Annotated in this window: 11 protein-coding genes; 6 read left to right on the plus strand and 5 right to left on the minus strand. The window is 68.6% G+C overall.

What is annotated here, in order from left to right; all coding sequences use genetic code 11:
- Window positions 1-75: 75 nt before the first annotated feature.
- Both QSJ59_RS00360 and QSJ59_RS00365 read right to left on the minus strand, forming a co-directional pair.
- Window positions 76-1,005: a PfkB family carbohydrate kinase gene (locus QSJ59_RS00360; protein WP_285756613.1), complete on the minus strand. Its 930-nt coding sequence runs from the start codon at window positions 1,003-1,005 to the stop codon at window positions 76-78.
- A 108-nt stretch (window positions 1,006-1,113) separates the two neighbouring features.
- Window positions 1,114-2,118, minus strand: a complete 1,005-nt coding sequence (locus tag QSJ59_RS00365) for an ADP-ribosylglycohydrolase family protein (protein WP_285756614.1) — start codon at window positions 2,116-2,118, stop codon at window positions 1,114-1,116.
- Between the two features lie 1,080 nt (window positions 2,119-3,198).
- Between QSJ59_RS00365 and QSJ59_RS00370 the strand changes: the two genes are divergently transcribed.
- Window positions 3,199-5,466, plus strand: a complete 2,268-nt coding sequence (locus tag QSJ59_RS00370) for a terpene synthase family protein (RefSeq protein ID WP_285756615.1) — start codon at window positions 3,199-3,201, stop codon at window positions 5,464-5,466.
- A 247-nt stretch (window positions 5,467-5,713) separates the two neighbouring features.
- Here the strand turns inward: QSJ59_RS00370 and QSJ59_RS00375 are convergent, their stop codons facing one another.
- Entirely contained in the window at window positions 5,714-6,013 is a 300-nt protein-coding gene (locus QSJ59_RS00375; protein ID WP_285756616.1) for a hypothetical protein, read from the minus strand.
- Between the two features lie 671 nt (window positions 6,014-6,684).
- Here QSJ59_RS00375 and QSJ59_RS00380 point away from each other — a divergent pair.
- The 4 genes from QSJ59_RS00380 to QSJ59_RS00395 all read left to right on the plus strand — a co-directional run bounded on the left by QSJ59_RS00380 (window position 6,685) and on the right by QSJ59_RS00395 (window position 12,591).
- A complete protein-coding gene (locus tag QSJ59_RS00380; protein WP_285756617.1) occupies window positions 6,685-7,704 on the plus strand; it encodes a hypothetical protein in 1,020 nt (339 codons plus the stop codon).
- Window positions 7,705-7,882: 178 nt separating this feature from the next.
- Window positions 7,883-9,247, plus strand: a complete 1,365-nt coding sequence (locus tag QSJ59_RS00385) for a pyridoxal phosphate-dependent decarboxylase family protein (protein ID WP_285757821.1) — start codon at window positions 7,883-7,885, stop codon at window positions 9,245-9,247.
- 281 nt (window positions 9,248-9,528) lie between these two features.
- Complete coding sequence (locus QSJ59_RS00390; RefSeq protein ID WP_285756618.1) at window positions 9,529-10,119, plus strand: hypothetical protein; 591 nt, start codon at window positions 9,529-9,531, stop codon at window positions 10,117-10,119.
- Between the two features lie 312 nt (window positions 10,120-10,431).
- The gene (locus QSJ59_RS00395) at window positions 10,432-12,591 is read left to right on the plus strand and encodes an FGLLP motif-containing membrane protein (RefSeq protein WP_285756619.1); all 2,160 of its coding nucleotides are present in this window, start codon (window positions 10,432-10,434) and stop codon (window positions 12,589-12,591) included.
- Between the two features lie 15 nt (window positions 12,592-12,606).
- Here the strand turns inward: QSJ59_RS00395 and QSJ59_RS00400 are convergent, their stop codons facing one another.
- Both QSJ59_RS00400 and QSJ59_RS00405 read right to left on the minus strand, forming a co-directional pair.
- A complete protein-coding gene (locus QSJ59_RS00400; RefSeq protein WP_285756620.1) occupies window positions 12,607-13,218 on the minus strand; it encodes an FMN reductase in 612 nt (203 codons plus the stop codon).
- A complete protein-coding gene (locus QSJ59_RS00405; RefSeq protein ID WP_285756621.1) occupies window positions 13,215-14,330 on the minus strand; it encodes an LLM class flavin-dependent oxidoreductase in 1,116 nt (371 codons plus the stop codon). The genes QSJ59_RS00400 and QSJ59_RS00405 overlap by 4 nt, the downstream gene beginning before the upstream one ends.
- 214 nt (window positions 14,331-14,544) lie before the next feature.
- Here QSJ59_RS00405 and QSJ59_RS00410 point away from each other — a divergent pair, with 214 nt between their 5' ends.
- The gene (locus tag QSJ59_RS00410; RefSeq protein WP_285756622.1) at window positions 14,545-15,057 is read left to right on the plus strand and encodes a pyridoxamine 5'-phosphate oxidase family protein; all 513 of its coding nucleotides are present in this window, start codon (window positions 14,545-14,547) and stop codon (window positions 15,055-15,057) included.
- The last annotated feature ends 27 nt before the right edge of the window (window positions 15,058-15,084 follow it).

Genomic DNA, 15,084 nt, shown 5'->3' on the forward strand with positions numbered 1-15,084 from the left:
TGAGTGGGATCGGGGGCGCACCCCCTTCCCGCCCGGGCCGGGCGGCCGGCCCGTTCTATGTCGGGCCCACGCCGCTCAGCCGGTCTGATCCGTCAGGAACGCACGCAGTTCGGCGGAGCGGGGAGCCGTCGCGGGGCCGAGCCGGGTGACGGCGATGGCCGCCGCCGCGTTGGCCCAGCGGGCCGCCTGGTGCGGGCTCCGTCCCGCGGCGAGCGCCGCGACGAACGCCCCGGTGTGCGCATCGCCGGCGCCATTGGTGTCGACCGCCGCCACGGCGAAGCCCGCAACGCGAACCGGATCGCCGCCGGATTCGGCCAGGAGGCACCCGCGCGCGGAGTCGCGCAGCACGACCAGGCTCCCCTGCCGCCCCCGGCGCACCAGGTCCGCTGCGGCCTCCTCCGGACGCGACAGACCGGTGACCAGTTCGGCCTCCCGCGCGTTCAGGCTGAGAACGTCGACCCGGGCGAACACGCGTGCCAGGATCGCGGGGTCGATCTCGGCCACCACCGGCGCCGGGTCGAAGACCAGTCGTACCGAGTCGGGAAGTTCCTCGATCCAGCGGACCAGGTCCCCGACCCGTGGACCGGACATGAGCGAGTACCCGGCCACGTAGACGAAGTCGCCCGCTTCCACGGGCGCCTGCGCCAGTTGCGCGTAGGCCAGGTGCCCTTCGGCGCCGAGGCTGCTGATGAAGGTGCGTTCGGCGTCGGAGTCGACGAGGGCCACGCAGAAACCGGTGTCCAGGTCGGGAAGCGGCGGGTGGACCACCTCCACCCCCTCTTCGGCCAGCGCGTGCCTCGCCATGTCACCGTTGCGGCCCGTTCCGTGCGCACCGGCGTAGAGGACCTCCATCCCGCTTCGGGCGGCGGCAGCGATGACGTTGAATCCTCCGCCCGGTGAGGTACTCGTGGACGTGGCGAGCACGTCACCGCCCGCGGGGGGAAGGGCCGGGACGGTCATGACGAGGTCGGCGACCACCGACCCGCAGTGGATGAGGCGGCTCACGGGGCGGCTCTCCTTGGGTTCGTCCGGCGACCGGATCGACGGTCGCCGGAAGTGGGCTGGTCGACGGGGTGCTCCGGCCGGAGCACCCCGTCGCGGCGGGGCGAGGGGTCAGCGTGCGCGCAGGGCCAGCAGTTCGTCGGTCAGCGACTCGAAGTCGATGCCGTTGACGTCGCGCACGGTCGCCGCCGCCTCGGCGGGGAAGGCGGCCGTTCCGTGGCAGGCCCCCAGAATCGCACCGAGGATCGCGGCCACGGTGTCGGTGTCGCCGCCGAGGGCCGCCGCCAGGCGGACCGCCTTCCACGGGTCGTCGACGCAGTGCTGGGCGAGTGCGAAGACCGCGACGACGGACTCCTGGGAGGCCACACTGGTGCCCACCACGTCGTAGGTGAAGTCGAGCACCTCGGCTTCGCCCCGACCGATGACGTGGGTGCGGGCCCAACCGATGCGGGCCGCCATGTCACCGCCGGCGATCCAGTGCCCGCGCGTCGCGCCCACCTTGGCCGCGTGCTGGCCGGCGTCCAGCGCCTCCTGCGGGGTGGCACCGGCGATCCCCGCGCTCACCGCGGCCGCGACGGCCGCGGCGGAGGCGATGCCCAGGCCCGTGTTGTGGGTGACCAGACCGGCCTCGACCACTCGGTCGAGCAGGAGGTCGAGGGGCTCGTGCGGGGTGGCCACACCCACCGGGGCGATGCGCATGGCCGCCCCGTTGGTGGTTCCGGTGCGACCGGTCTCCTGGGGGGACTTGCCCTCGGCGATGGCGCTGATGGCGCTCTTGGTCGAGGGGCCGAGGAGGTCGGCGGAGCCCTTGGCCGCCATCTCCTTCTCCCACAGGGTGAGCTCGGTGGCGAAACGGTCGGGGTCGATATGCCCGTCGCCTTCGAGGAGCAGGCGCGCCACCAGCAGCGCCTGCTCGGTGTCGTCGGTGATGGTCCCGGCGCGCAGTCCAGGCGCGATGGGGTGGTCGGCGGGACCGTCCTCGAACCCTTCGATCACACCGAAACGGTTGGCGATGTCGGAGCGCGACAGCAGTTGGGTGGGCATTCCCAGGGCGTCGCCGATGGCGAGGCCGTGCAGTGCGGCCAGTGCGTGGTCACGGGTGCGTGCGGTGTTCATCACGGCGGTCCAAACGTCTCGTGGGGGCGAAAGGCGGTCGAGGGGAATCGGTGCCAGGGCGCGGTACTGCCCCCGTGAGCGTTGCGTGCCCGCTGCGTCAAGGCGGTCGAACACGGCACGTGCCGAGGACTTCCAGCGGTGTGGCCGAACCCCCCGACCTGCTCCCGCGTGGGCAAACAGTCCATCAATAGCGGACGAAATGCGTGCTTGTATACACCGGGGGGTGCGAATCGACTGCCCTCAGGTCGGTCGGGGGACGAGACGACGGCCGGGGAATACTCCGCCCCGAAGCCGGGCACGGCCCCTTCGGCACAGCGGGGCGCCTGTCCCCGAAGTCCCACGACCAACAATCCGAGAGGGAATTAGCAGGTCACAGCGATTTCACTCGCGGCGAGGGACGCGAACCAGCACCGAGGGCGGCCGCTGCCGGCAGGCGCGGGGCACACCGATCCCGTGCGATACGCCGATTCCGGGCGTGCGCCACTTCACGCCGCCACCACGCCGCACTGCGATCCCGACACCGTGGGCAGCCTCCCCTGCGTTTGGGACGCGCTTGCCCGGCGCCCGAACGCAACACCGGGCGGAGCACCGCCTCCTGCCCAAACCGACGATTTCTCATTGCGGATGTTCCGCGACAAAAATCGATTACCACTGCCAATTACGACAAAAGTTACAAGGGCGAGAAATAAGGCGAATCATCGACGACTGCCGCGCCCTGCCAACGCGGCCGCCCCGACAATCGGCCCGACCGAAAGGGGGACAATCGAACCGCGTCCAGCCAAGAAGAACCATGCGACTTCACTGCACAACCCTACGGCGACCAGGGCCGACGATGCCGAGCGAGTGACTCTCATTACTCCCCCTGTCGCACATCGGGACATCCCGGCCGCTGCCTCTGGAATTTCCTGCTCCCTGCGCCGTTTTCCTGTCGGCCGCTATTGCCGATCATCCCGTGACGGACTCCGCAGCACGACCCCATCGGTCCGGAATTTCAAAAAACCGCCTCGTGTCCCTCGCACCGACCGATAAATTCCGGAGAGTACAACCGTTTTCGGTCTGCTGATGAGAGTGGGCACGCCCATGGAAGCCTTCACACTTCCCGACTTCTATCTGCCGCACCCGGCCACGATCAACCCGAACCTGGAGCGTTCCCGTACGCACAGCATGGAGTGGGCCCGGCAGATGGGCATGCTCGACGCGCCCACTCCCGGCGGCGGCGTCGTCTGGGACGAGGCCGCGCTGGCGGCGATGGACTACGCGCTGCTGTGCGCCTACACCCACCCCGACTGCGACGGCACCATGCTGGACCTGATCACCGACTGGTACGTCTGGGTGTTCTTCTTCGACGACGACTTCCTGGAGAAGTTCAAGTACTCCCGGGACCTGACCGGTGCCCGCGCCTACCTCGACCGTCTCGAACTGTTCATGACCGAGGAGGGCCAGGAGTCCCCCGAGCCGGCGAATCCGGCCGAGGCAGGACTGGACGACCTGTGGCGGCGCACGGTCCCGCTGATGTCGAACGACTGGCGGCGACGCTTCATCACCAGTACGCACAATCTGATGGTGGAGTCCATGTGGGAACTGGACAACATCAACCGGGAGCGGATCGCCAACCCGATCGAGTACGTGCAGATGCGGCGCAGGGTCGGCGGGGCACCGTGGTCGGCCAACCTGGTCGAGGTCGCCGTCGGCGCCGAGGTCCCCGCCCCCATCGCCGGGACCCGGCCGATGGGCGTCCTGTCCGACACCTTCTCCGACGCGGTGCACCTGCGCAACGACCTGTTCTCCTACCAGCGCGAGGTCGAGGAGGAAGGCGAGAACTCCAACGCGGTCCTGGTCTTCGAGCGGTTCTTCGACTGCTCCACCCAGGAGGCCGCAGAACTGGTCAACGACCTGCTGACCTCTCGGCTCGTACAGTTCGAGAACACCGCTCTGGGAGAACTTCCGGCTCTCTTCGCCGAGTACTCGGTGCTCCCGCACGACCAGTTCGGGGTGGCCGCCTACGTCAAGGGGCTCCAGGACTGGCAGTCCGGTGGGCACGAGTGGCACGCCCGGTCCAGTCGGTACATGAACGAGCGGGCGATCACCAGTCCCGGCGGGTCGATCGGGGGGCCGCTCGGCGGACCGACCGGCCTGGGTACGTCGGCGAGCAGGATCGCGTTCTCCCCCGCGGCCTTGGGGATCGGCCTGCGGCACAGGTCCAGGCAGCAGGCACCGCCACTGTTCCCACCGGTGGGGCACCTGCCGCTGCCCGACTTCTACATGCCCTATCCGATCCGCAAGAGCCCGCACATCGACGCGTCCCGCGCCTACGCGGTCGGCTGGGCCCGGGAGATGGGCATGTTCGACTCCCTTCCGGGAGTGGAGAAGAGCGGAGTGTGGGACGAGCGGCGCTTCCTCGACTTCGACTTCGCCTACTGCGCGGGGATGATCCACGCCGATGCGGGAATCGACCAGCTCAACCTGTCATCGGACTGGTTGGCGTGGGGCACCTACGGCGACGACTACTTCCCCTTGGTGTTCGGTGCAGCGCGCAACGTGGCCGCTGCGAAGCTGTGCAATCAACGGCTTTCGGCCTTCATGCCCCTGGACGCGGGCCAGACGCCCGAGCCCACCAACCCGGTCGAGCGGGGCCTCGCGGACCTGTGGCGGCGTACGGCGGGGCCGATGACCGACTCCTCCCGGCAGCAGTTCCGCACGGCCGTCGAGGACATGACCTCCAGCTGGGTGTGGGAACTGGAGAACCAGGCGCTGAACCGCGTCCCCGACCCGGTGGACTACATCGAGATGCGCCGCAAGACGTTCGGCTCGGACATGACGATGAGCCTGGCCCGGCTGGCCCACTCCGACGACGTGCCACCGGAGATCTACCAGACCCGGGTTCTGCACGAATTGGACACCGCGGCGCAGGACTATGCCTGCTTCACCAACGACCTCTTCTCCTACCAGAAGGAGGTCGAGTACGAGGGCGAGATCCACAACATCGTCGTGGTGGTGGAGAACTTCCTCGGCGTGGACCGGATGACGGCACGCGACGTCGTGGCTGACCTGATGACCGCGCGGATGCGCGAGTTCGAGCACATCCTCGCCAACGACCTGCCGAGCCTGTTCGAGCAGTTCGACCTCGACGAGGCGGGACGCGCGCTGATCATCCGGCACGCCGACGACCTCAAGGAATGGATGTCGGGAATCCTGGAGTGGCACCGGAAGGTCGGGCGCTACACCGAGGCCGGACTCCAGCACAACCGCGAGGACGGCGTGGTGTCGGACTTCTCCTGGCAACCCACGGGGTTGGGGACGTCGGCGGCCCGAGACCTGCTCCCGGCGGGAAGTCCGGTGCCCCGCTGACCCGGCCGGCTTCCCGGGGGCGGCACGCCGAGGGCGTGCCGCCCCCGTCCCCTCACCGAGGACGAAGGGCGCGGAGGACACCCGCGATCCGTGTCACCCGCTGTGTGCCGGCATCCGTGCGGACCGTTCGTAGCGGGCACCGGGCCACAACGGCCCCGCGGGTCGTCGGCCCAGTGCGCCCAGTGCGCCCGGTGACAGGGTGCCTGCCCGCCGAGGCGGCAGGCGCACACCTGCGGGCTCGCGGGGTCTAGTGCTCGTCCCAGTGGTCGTTGTGGACCGCGTGGCGGTGTCCGTCGTGGATGTAGTCGGTGTGGTCGCCGTGTGGCACGGCCACGTGCCCGCATCCCTCCCCGTGGCGATGCTCGTGGGCCGCGTGGGAGCGATGCTCGGTGGTGTTCTCGCACTCGTCGGTGTGGTCCTCGTGGACGCGGTGCAGATGCCCGTCGTGGATGTAGTCGGTGTGGTCGCCGTGTGGCACGGCCACGTGCCCGCATCCCTCCCCGTGGCGATGCTCGTGCCCGCGATGCACTTCGTGCGTCATCGTCATGGTCCTCGCTCCTCACGCGGTTCAACAGCATTGTCGCCGGCCTACTCGATCCGGGCGCGCGCCCGGACGACGGGCATCCGGCCGCACACTCGAAACGCTAGCCCTCTGACCAGGGAAAACAACTCGACTTCCGGTCAACTCTCGCCAAAAGTTGACCTCGCTCGGTGGTCCTGGCCACAAGCGGACGAGCAGGCCCGGAAACACCCTCGGCCACGATTTCACCAATTCACAGTGCACCCATTTGATTACTCTAGGTAAAATATTCGGTGGTCGGGCTGGTCACGGAAGCAGTCGTCCATCGGTGCGGCCTTTTCTCCCCGTGCTCCTCGTCCTCCCTACGACCTAGCGGGCGCCCGGCTCCACCGCGGGCCAACAGCCGGCCACCGGGTGCTACGTGGCGGCAAGAAGCGAGGGTCGATTGCCTGCCTCCCCCTCCAGGAAACCGACCACGGGCGGGGAACGTCCGTTCTTCGCCGCGCGATCGACGAAATCTGGTGGTACGACCGTTCGCCGTTCGTCAGCGCACCGTTGCCGAACGGCTTTCCGGGGCCGCGCTACGAGCACCGTCCTTCCCGGGAACGTTCGGCAAGAACGGCCGGACCGCTTCTCGGCACGCTCGCGGGCCTCTCGACCTCGACGCCCACCCGTCGACTGATAAGGAACCGACTCCCGTGGCCCAGCAGAACCCCCCGTTGCAGTTGCCCTTGCCCGAACGGCTGCCGCGGCACCGCGCGGAGATGAGTGGAGCACTGCGCACCGTGACCGATCTGTGCCCCATCGGAATGACCGCGCAGGAGCGCCGGGCCACGCGTGCCCGGCTGGGCTCTGCGGTCGACGCCGCACCGACGAAAGCGACGGGGCGCCGGGAACGCGAGGCCGCCGCGTACGACGTGCACTTCGGCGTCGAACGCGTCGGCGGGGATCCCGGACGGGTGTTCCTGGTCGGACTGTTCACGGCCTACTGTGATCTGCTCGACGACGTCGAGGCGTGCGGGAGCAGGCTGCGCGCGCAACGGTGGCGGGCCCTGCTCGACGGTTCGACCGCTGTCGTCGGCTTCGCAGCCCGCACCGCGCCGGTCACGACAGTGCCCACCGGCCCGCCCCCACCCCCACCCGTTGCCCCGGACGGTCCAGCCGTGCTGCGGCGGTGGCACGTCGGCCACCGCCTGTTCTTCGTGCTCGTCCAGGCGTTGACCGTCGCGCTCTCCTGCCTGCGCAGCGCACGGGGCGACGGAACCGGGATGCGCGACGCATTGGAACTGGCGATCGTCCTGAACAGGGCGTCAGCGGCCTCCATGCACTATGCCGGGGACTTTTCGGCAGCAGGATACGCCGAGGTGGTGCGGCCCAGCATGGAACCCCCGTTCACCGCTCCCGGGTTCAGCGGCCTTCAGGGACGCGACCACCGGTATCTGATCCGACAGTTCGGCGGCCTGCACGCCGTGGCGGCCGAAATCCCCGGGGGCGCGGACGTCTACCGGCGTTTCACCGCGTCGGTAACCGACCTGCACCGCGCGCACAGTCGCGTCTGTGCGCGGTTCGGTGGTGACGCCCTGCCGACGAGTCTTCGGATGCGCGGCGACCGGCCCGAGCAGGAGGGTGCGCGCTCGGTGGAGGTACTGGCTGTCTTCGCCGAGCGACGCCTTTCGCTGCTGTCCAGGGCCACCGGGCCCGACCCGTCGGGTCGCTGACGGAGCCCTCCCGGGGGCCGCGCGCCGACTCATCAACCGCAAGACTCCGGAGGTTTCCCGCGCGGCCCGATGGAGCCGAGTAGGCTGTCGCGGGTGGTCGACAGGGCACGGCCTTGCGCCCCCTCGCAGCGCGTTTCGGACCGAACCGGCGCGAACGCTTAAAGGAGTCGTCGTGGAGATGGGCCACTGGACGAGTCGGGCGATCGACGCGGTTGCCGACTGGCAGGCCGAGTGGGGCCGATACAACCAGCATCCTTCTCTCGACGTGGATCTCGATGTCCTGGGTGACCGCCTGGCGGAGCTGACCGACCGGCTCACCGGGAACTATCCCTTCTTCCATCCGCGCTACGCGGGCCAGATGCTCAAGCCCCCGCACCCGGTGGCCGTCGTCGGCTACCTCGCGGCCATGTTGATCAACCCGAACAACCATGCGCTCGACGGCGGGCCGCCCACCGCTGAGATGGAACGGGAGGCGGTCGCGGAGCTGGCAGGAATGTTCGGGTTCGACACCCATCTGGGCCACCTCACCTCGGGCGGCACCATCGCCAACCTGGAAGCGCTGTTCGTGGCGCGGGAGATCCATCCGGGCAAAGCCGTCGCCTTCAGTGCGGAGAGCCACTACACGCACGCCCGGATGTGCCACCTGTTGGGTGTGGCAACCCGGTCGGTGGCCACCGACCGGTTCGGTCGTATGGACCCGGCCGCGCTGAACGCGGCGCTGGCCACCGGCGAGATCGGTACCGTCGTGGTGACTGCGGGAACAACCGGGCTGGGCGCGATCGACCCCGTGGACGAGGCCGTGGCGACAGCCCGGGAGCACGGGGTCCGCGTCCATGTGGACGCGGCCTACGGGGGGTTCTACACCCTGCTCGCGGGGGCCGGGGCCGAGGGACTGGCGCCGGAGCCCTGGCACGCGATCGCCGAGTGCGACTCTGTCGTCGTGGACCCGCACAAGCACGGCCTGCAGCCGTACGGGTGCGGGGCGGTACTGTTTCGCGACCCCTCGGTCGGACGGTTCTACCGGCACGACTCGCCCTATACATACTTCACCTCCGACGAACTCCACCTCGGCGAGATCAGTCTGGAGTGCTCGCGGGCGGGGGCGGCAGCGGCGGCGCTATGGCTGACGCAACAACTGTTCCCCTTGACCCCGCAGGGCCTGGGCGCGGTGCTGTCGGCCAACCTCCGAGCGGCGCGCGGCTGGGCCGAACGCGTCTCCGCCGCACCAGAGCTGACCCTCTACCAACGTCCGCAATTGGACATCGTGACCTATTTCCCTACTGTGGAGCACCCAACTATGGCGGGGATCGACGCGGCCAGCGCAGCTGTGCTGAAGGCCGGCATGGCCGAGGAGGACCCGGTCTTCCTGTCGACGCTCACCGCCGGCCGTTCGGACATGCTGGAGCGGCACCCGGGGGTGGGCGCCGACGCCGACAGCGCACGGGTTCTGCGCAGCGTGCTCATGAAGCCCGAAAGCGAACACCACCTGGACTGGCTACAGGACAGAGTTCGCACACTGGCCAGAGCCGCCACCGGGAGCTGATTTTCGCGGCCTGTCCGGCACGGTCGCGGTGGGCGTTCTTCAAACGGCTGCCAAACGCGCCAAGAAACGCACTCCCACCCCAAGAGAACACAAAGACCCCAGAAGTCTCCCCGGGCCCGGCAGTGGAAAACTCGATGAAAATGGGTGACTTTTTCTCGGGGTTTCTGACAAACGCGAAAAAAGGAGTGGCCAAGATCGGTCACCCAGGGGCTTGTCGCCTTACTTGTGATGGCGCGTCGTTAAGATCGCTGGAGCTTAGCGATTGAAAGGTGTTCACCGCAATGACCCCGGCCCCTGTTTTCAGCCTCGCCGAACTTGAAGCGATGAACCACCAGGAGTTCAAGGCCATCGTCTCGGGAAATCTCGGTGACGAGCACGAGGAACTGTGGGAACTGCTCAGCGGAATCAAGCTCTACCCGCGGACCCGCGCGGTACTGGTGGATCTCCTGCAGACCATCGCACTGCACGCCAACACCGAACGCGTCGAACTCGACCGCCTCAAGGCCGAGTGCCTGGCCGAGGGCCCCGAGGCGCGGAGCCGGTTCTTCGGGGCCCGAAGCGACTACGAATCGCGAAAACGCCGGCGCAACGGATTCAAACGCCTGGTCGAAGCCCGGATGCAGCGACTGAAAACGGCTAAGAGAAACAACCACGAGACCCACCAGGCCCGCAATCACGATCGCCATCGGCTGGGGCTGTGCAATCTCGCGCTAGCGGTGCACCAGCACCGCGACAGCATGCTCGAGGAGGGGATCACCCCCGACAAACACGATCTTGTCCTGTGGGAGGCCCTGGAGAAGATCGAGGTGGAGATGGGCGGACGTGTGATATCCCTGGCCCAGGCGATCGAGTACGGACACTGGACGGACTAACCGAGCCGGTCATGTGAGCCCGTGTTCGACGAATGACCGTTTCATGTTTCTTCTTTCTCCCTGGTAAAGAATAAAAACAATTCTTCACAGAACTCCGACACCTCCAGCGCATAATAAAACCAGAGCGAGGATTAGGCAGGACGGGGAGCCCCCATGGCCCATGCGCTGAACAGCAGCCGATCCACCGACGACGGATCCGAAAGCGCATCCGACCGTGGTGCGGTCCGGCAGTGCTTATCGACGCCGTCCGCGGGATGGAGTGCCCCGCGGACGGCACACGTTGTTTCGAGGACACGCGATGCCGCGTCCCGGTTGCTGACCGGTATCGGGACCCTCCTCGTTCTCCTCCTGCTGAGCGCCGGCGGGGCGACGGCGTGGGCCGCACCGGCGGAGCACGGAGCCGAGGAACCCCGCACCGGTCAGGGTGGGGCGCGGACATCCGCCGGAGGCATCCTCGACGATCAGAGCGGTGTCGAGGCTTCCCTGCGACCGTCCCTGGCTCCCCCCGACGCCCGGGGGGCGACCTTTCACGAGTTCTTCGGCCATTCCGGCGATCCCTACTCGATCGCGCTGCGCGACGCCGAGGCATGCGCGCTTCCCCGGGGTGTTCAGGGGCCGAGCAGTGCGGGCAGCCGCGGCGTGCGGCTGAGCATCACCCAGCAGGACCCGGCCGGCCGGCCATCGGTGCCGGTCCCGGCCGACGTCTTCTACGCCAGTGCCACCGACCTGGTCGTCACCTTCAGCAGTACCGACTTTTTCGGCGAGGTCACAGCGGTCGTGGAGTGCCTGGCCCCAGAGGGCGCCTGGGAGATTGCCGCCGAGGTCTCCTATTCCGTTCTGGCCACGGACTTTCCGCCCATCGGGGTCTTCTTCTCCGCCGAGGAATTCGATCCGGTGGTCTCCGACGGGCAGGTCCTGCTGCGGCTGTGGACCCAGGACAACATGATGACCGGGGAGAGCGCGCCGACCCTGGACGAGGTGAGTGCCGAGATCGACGGGGAACCCGTCGAGATCACGGGGTCGCCGGGAGATGTGCGGATCGCGATGCCCGACGACGCCGAGCCCGGCCTGCACCTGCTGAGCCTGATCCGCGACGCCCCTTATCCCGCCTGGGTCGTCGTGCCGGTCGTCAACGGTTTCGCCGCCGCGGTGGAGCCGGCTCCCCTGCCCGGGACAGGTGCCGACGGTGTTCCCCGGCTCGACGAACTGTCCACCGATCCGCGCACGATCGCGATCGCCGTTGCCGTGGCCGCTGCGGCGGGCGGAGCCGCGTGGCTGCTGATCGGGTTCCCTTCCGATGTCTTCAACAAGTCATTGGAAGGCAACCGCGGGCGGATCGGTTCCTGGTGGCAGCGCCTGGGCCGGCTCGTGCGCGGGCCGGGGCGGCAGGGCCGGGGCAAGGCACGTTTCTCACTGTCCAGCGGGGCGGCTTTCCTGACGTTCTGCCTCATCTCGGCGGGATTCCCGGTGCTGCTCGGTTGGGAACCGCCCCCCGAGGGCACCCCCTTGCTGGACTTCCTGGGCCTGGTGGTCGCGGTCCTGGTCACGACACTCGTGTACTCCTGCGCGGCCGAGGTCGCCGACCACCGCTGGTCGGGGGTCGAGGGCCGGTTCGACGTCGCCCCTTTCGCGCTGATCGTGGTCGCGGTCTGCTCGCTGACCTCCTACCTGGCCCAGTTCGATCCGGGCTACTTCTACGGCCTGGTCGGGGGGTTCGTCGCCGTGTCCCAGCGCGGGGCCGCCGTCGGCGACGCCCCCGCAACCGGCGCGAACCGCATCAGGGCCTACGAGGGGCGTGCCACCCTGCTGGCGGCGGTGTGCGTACTGGGCACGAGCGTGCTTGCCTACCTGATGTGGAACTCGGTCGCAGCCCTGGTGGACGACGCCGGCAGCAACTCGTTCGGAGCCCTGCTCCTGGAGAAGTCCCTGCTGGCAATCTTTCTGGTGGGGATCCAGACGGTGGTGTTCGGCCTGCTCCCCATGCGCTTCCTCGACGGCTACCGACTGTGGTCGTGGCGACGGACCTCCTGGGCGGCCGTTTATCTCCCTGCAACCCTGGTCTTCGTCTACCTGCTGCTCATGCACCCCGACGAGGCGGCCGGCAAAACCGTCCCGGACTCGCTGCTGGCCACCGCTGTTCTGTTCGGGGCGTTCGGGGCACTGTCCCTGACCGTGTGGGGGTTCTTCGTGTGGCGGGTGCACCGCGAGACATCCGCTCCCCAGCCACCGGATTCGCTCCCGGCCGCGCCGACCGCCGCGGTTCCTGTCTGCGGCGGTGACCGCACGACGGCCCTCACAGCGCTGGCGACCGCCATGGCACGGGCCGCCGCGCGCGGGACCCCGGGCAGCCGGCCCGGTGATCCACCGGGGCGCACCGGAGAGCCGGCCGGAGACGACAGGCCGGCGCGGCGCCTCCCGCCGGAACCTCCCGATGCCGCCCCTACCGCGGTCCCCGGCGACACCGACGGCTAGGGCCACGACACCGGCCTACTCCCCCGACAACAGCGTCGCGAAGGGGACCGGGTCGTCGAAGGGGTCGCGCGGTTCGGCCCTGCTGCGGCTCCCCACCAGGGCGGCGAACTGGTCGGCTGCCCGATCGATACGGACACCGAGCCGACCGTCTCCGCCCGATCCCCAGTCCTCGGCGGCGGCGAAGACGGCGGTGGGGGCCACCACCGACCTCAGGTAGCCGAACAAGGGACGCACGGCGTGCTCAAGGGCCAACGAATGGCGGGCCGTGCCTCCGGTCGCTGCGATCAGGACCGGTGTGTCGGTCAGTGCGTCCGGCTCCACCGCGTCGAAGAACGTCTTGAACAGTCCGCTGTAGGAGGCGTTGAAGATCGGGGTCACCGCGATTACCCCGTCTGCGTCGGCGATACCGTCGACGACCTCCGCGAGCCCCGGGGAAGCAAAACCGGTGAGCATCCGGTCGGCGAGGTCACGGGCGTGGTCGCGCAGCTCCACCGTTTCGACGGTGGCCTGGTGCCCCTGTTCCCGAAGGGAGCGCACGGCCGATGCGGCGAGCCGGTCGGCCAGCAGCCGGGTGGAGGAAGGGGTGCTCAACCCGGCCGTGACCACGACGACCCTGCGGGCGGTCATCGTGCGGCCTCGACGAGGTCGGTGCCCTCTTCGAGCGTGCCGGTGGCCGCCGCGCGCAGGCCGGCGTGCGTCGGTGCCTCGGGGACGTGCGCGGGGCGCAACCGGTCGAACTCGGCGCGCAGTACCGGGACGACCTCTTCACCCAGTAGGTCCAGCTGTTCCAGGACCGTCTTGAGCGGCAGCCCGGCGTGATCCATCAGGAACAGCTGGCGCTGGTAGTCGCCGAATTTCTCGCGGAAGGTCAGGGTCTTGTCGATGACTTCCTGGGGGCTTCCCACCGTGAGCGGGGTGCCTTCCGTGAACTCCTCCAGTGACGGACCGTTGCCGTAGACCGGGGCGTTGTCGAAGTAGGGGCGAAACTCCGCCACGGCGTCCTGGGAACGCTTGCGCATGAACACCTGGCCGCCGAGTCCGACGATGGCCTGGTCGGCGGAACCGTGCCCGTAGTGCTCGAAACGCCTGCGGTAGAGGTCGATGAGCCGCTGGAAGTGGTTCGTGGGCCAGAAGATGTGGTTCGCGAAGAATCCGTCGCCGTAATAGGCCGCCTGTTCGGCGATCTCGGGGCTGCGGATGGAACCGTGCCAGACGAACGGGGGGACACCGTCCAGGGGGCGAGGCGTGGAGGTGAAGGACTCCAGGGGCGTGCGGAACCGGCCCTCCCAGTCGACGACGTCCTCGCGCCACAGGCGGCGCAGCAGTTGGTAGTTCTCCACGGCCAGCGGGATGCCCTGGCGGATGTCCTTGCCGAACCAGGGGTAGACGGGCCCGGTGTTGCCGCGCCCCATCATCAGGTCGACCCGGCCGTCGGCCAGGTGCTGCAGCATCGCGTAGTCCTCGGCGATCTTGACCGGGTCATTCGTGGTGATGAGGGTGGTCGCGGTCGAGAGGATGATGCGGCTGGTGCGGGCGGCGATGTACCCCAGCATGGTCGTGGGCGAGGAGGGCACGAAGGGGCGGTTGTGGTGCTCGCCCGAGGCGAAGACGTCGAGGCCGACCTCCTCCGCCTTCTCCGCGATCGTCACCATCGCCTTGATCCGCTCGGCTTCGGTCGGCACCGTTTTGGTGGTCGGGTCGGACGTCACATCGCCCACGGTGAAGATCCCGAACTGCATCTCTCGCCCTCCGGCTTTAGTTCCAATTTCAACTATCTTCTCGAACCTTCGACATGCGGATTCCATTCCCGGCGGGACCCCCGCAACGAGGTGGGGTTGGGCACTTTGCACGTCCTGCACATCCGCTTCGCACCCGATCGTCGCGATGAGTTTCACGGGGCAGGGAAGTCACACTTCTCAACGGTTCCGCCCCGGAACCTTGAGGAGGCAAACCATGGCGGGCAAGAACCCGACCGGAGAGATCGACGCTCGTTACAGCAGCGAGGGCGCGGCCCCCGTACAGTGGGCGCACGCGCGCGGGCTCCTGGAGAGCGCGGAGGTGTTCTGGCTGTCCACGGTGCGCCCCGACGGGCGCCCCCACGTCACTCCGCTGCTGGCGGTCTGGCTGGCGGACGCGCTGTACTTCTGCACCGGAGCAGAGGAGCGCAAAGCGCAGAACCTGGCGCGCAATCCGCATTGCATCCTCACCACCGGCCACAACACCCTCGCCTCTGGCCTGGACCTCGTGGTCGAGGGCGACGCGGTACGGACAAAGGACCACGACCTGCTGAAGCGCTTGGCCGGCCTCTACGTCGCCAAATACGGGACCGCCTGGAGTTTCGAGGTCCGCGACGGCGCCTTCCACCACCCGGGGGGCGGGGAAGCCCTGGTGTACGGGGTCTCCCCCACCAAGGTTCTGGGCTTCGGCAAGGGGACGGAGTCCAGCCAGACACGCTGGCGCTTCTGAGGTCCGCCCCTGCGGTTTCCCCCGCCC

Source organism: Nocardiopsis ansamitocini (genome assembly GCF_030268225.1).
In the GTDB taxonomy this organism is placed as follows: domain Bacteria; phylum Actinomycetota; class Actinomycetes; order Streptosporangiales; family Streptosporangiaceae; genus Nocardiopsis_D; species Nocardiopsis_D ansamitocini.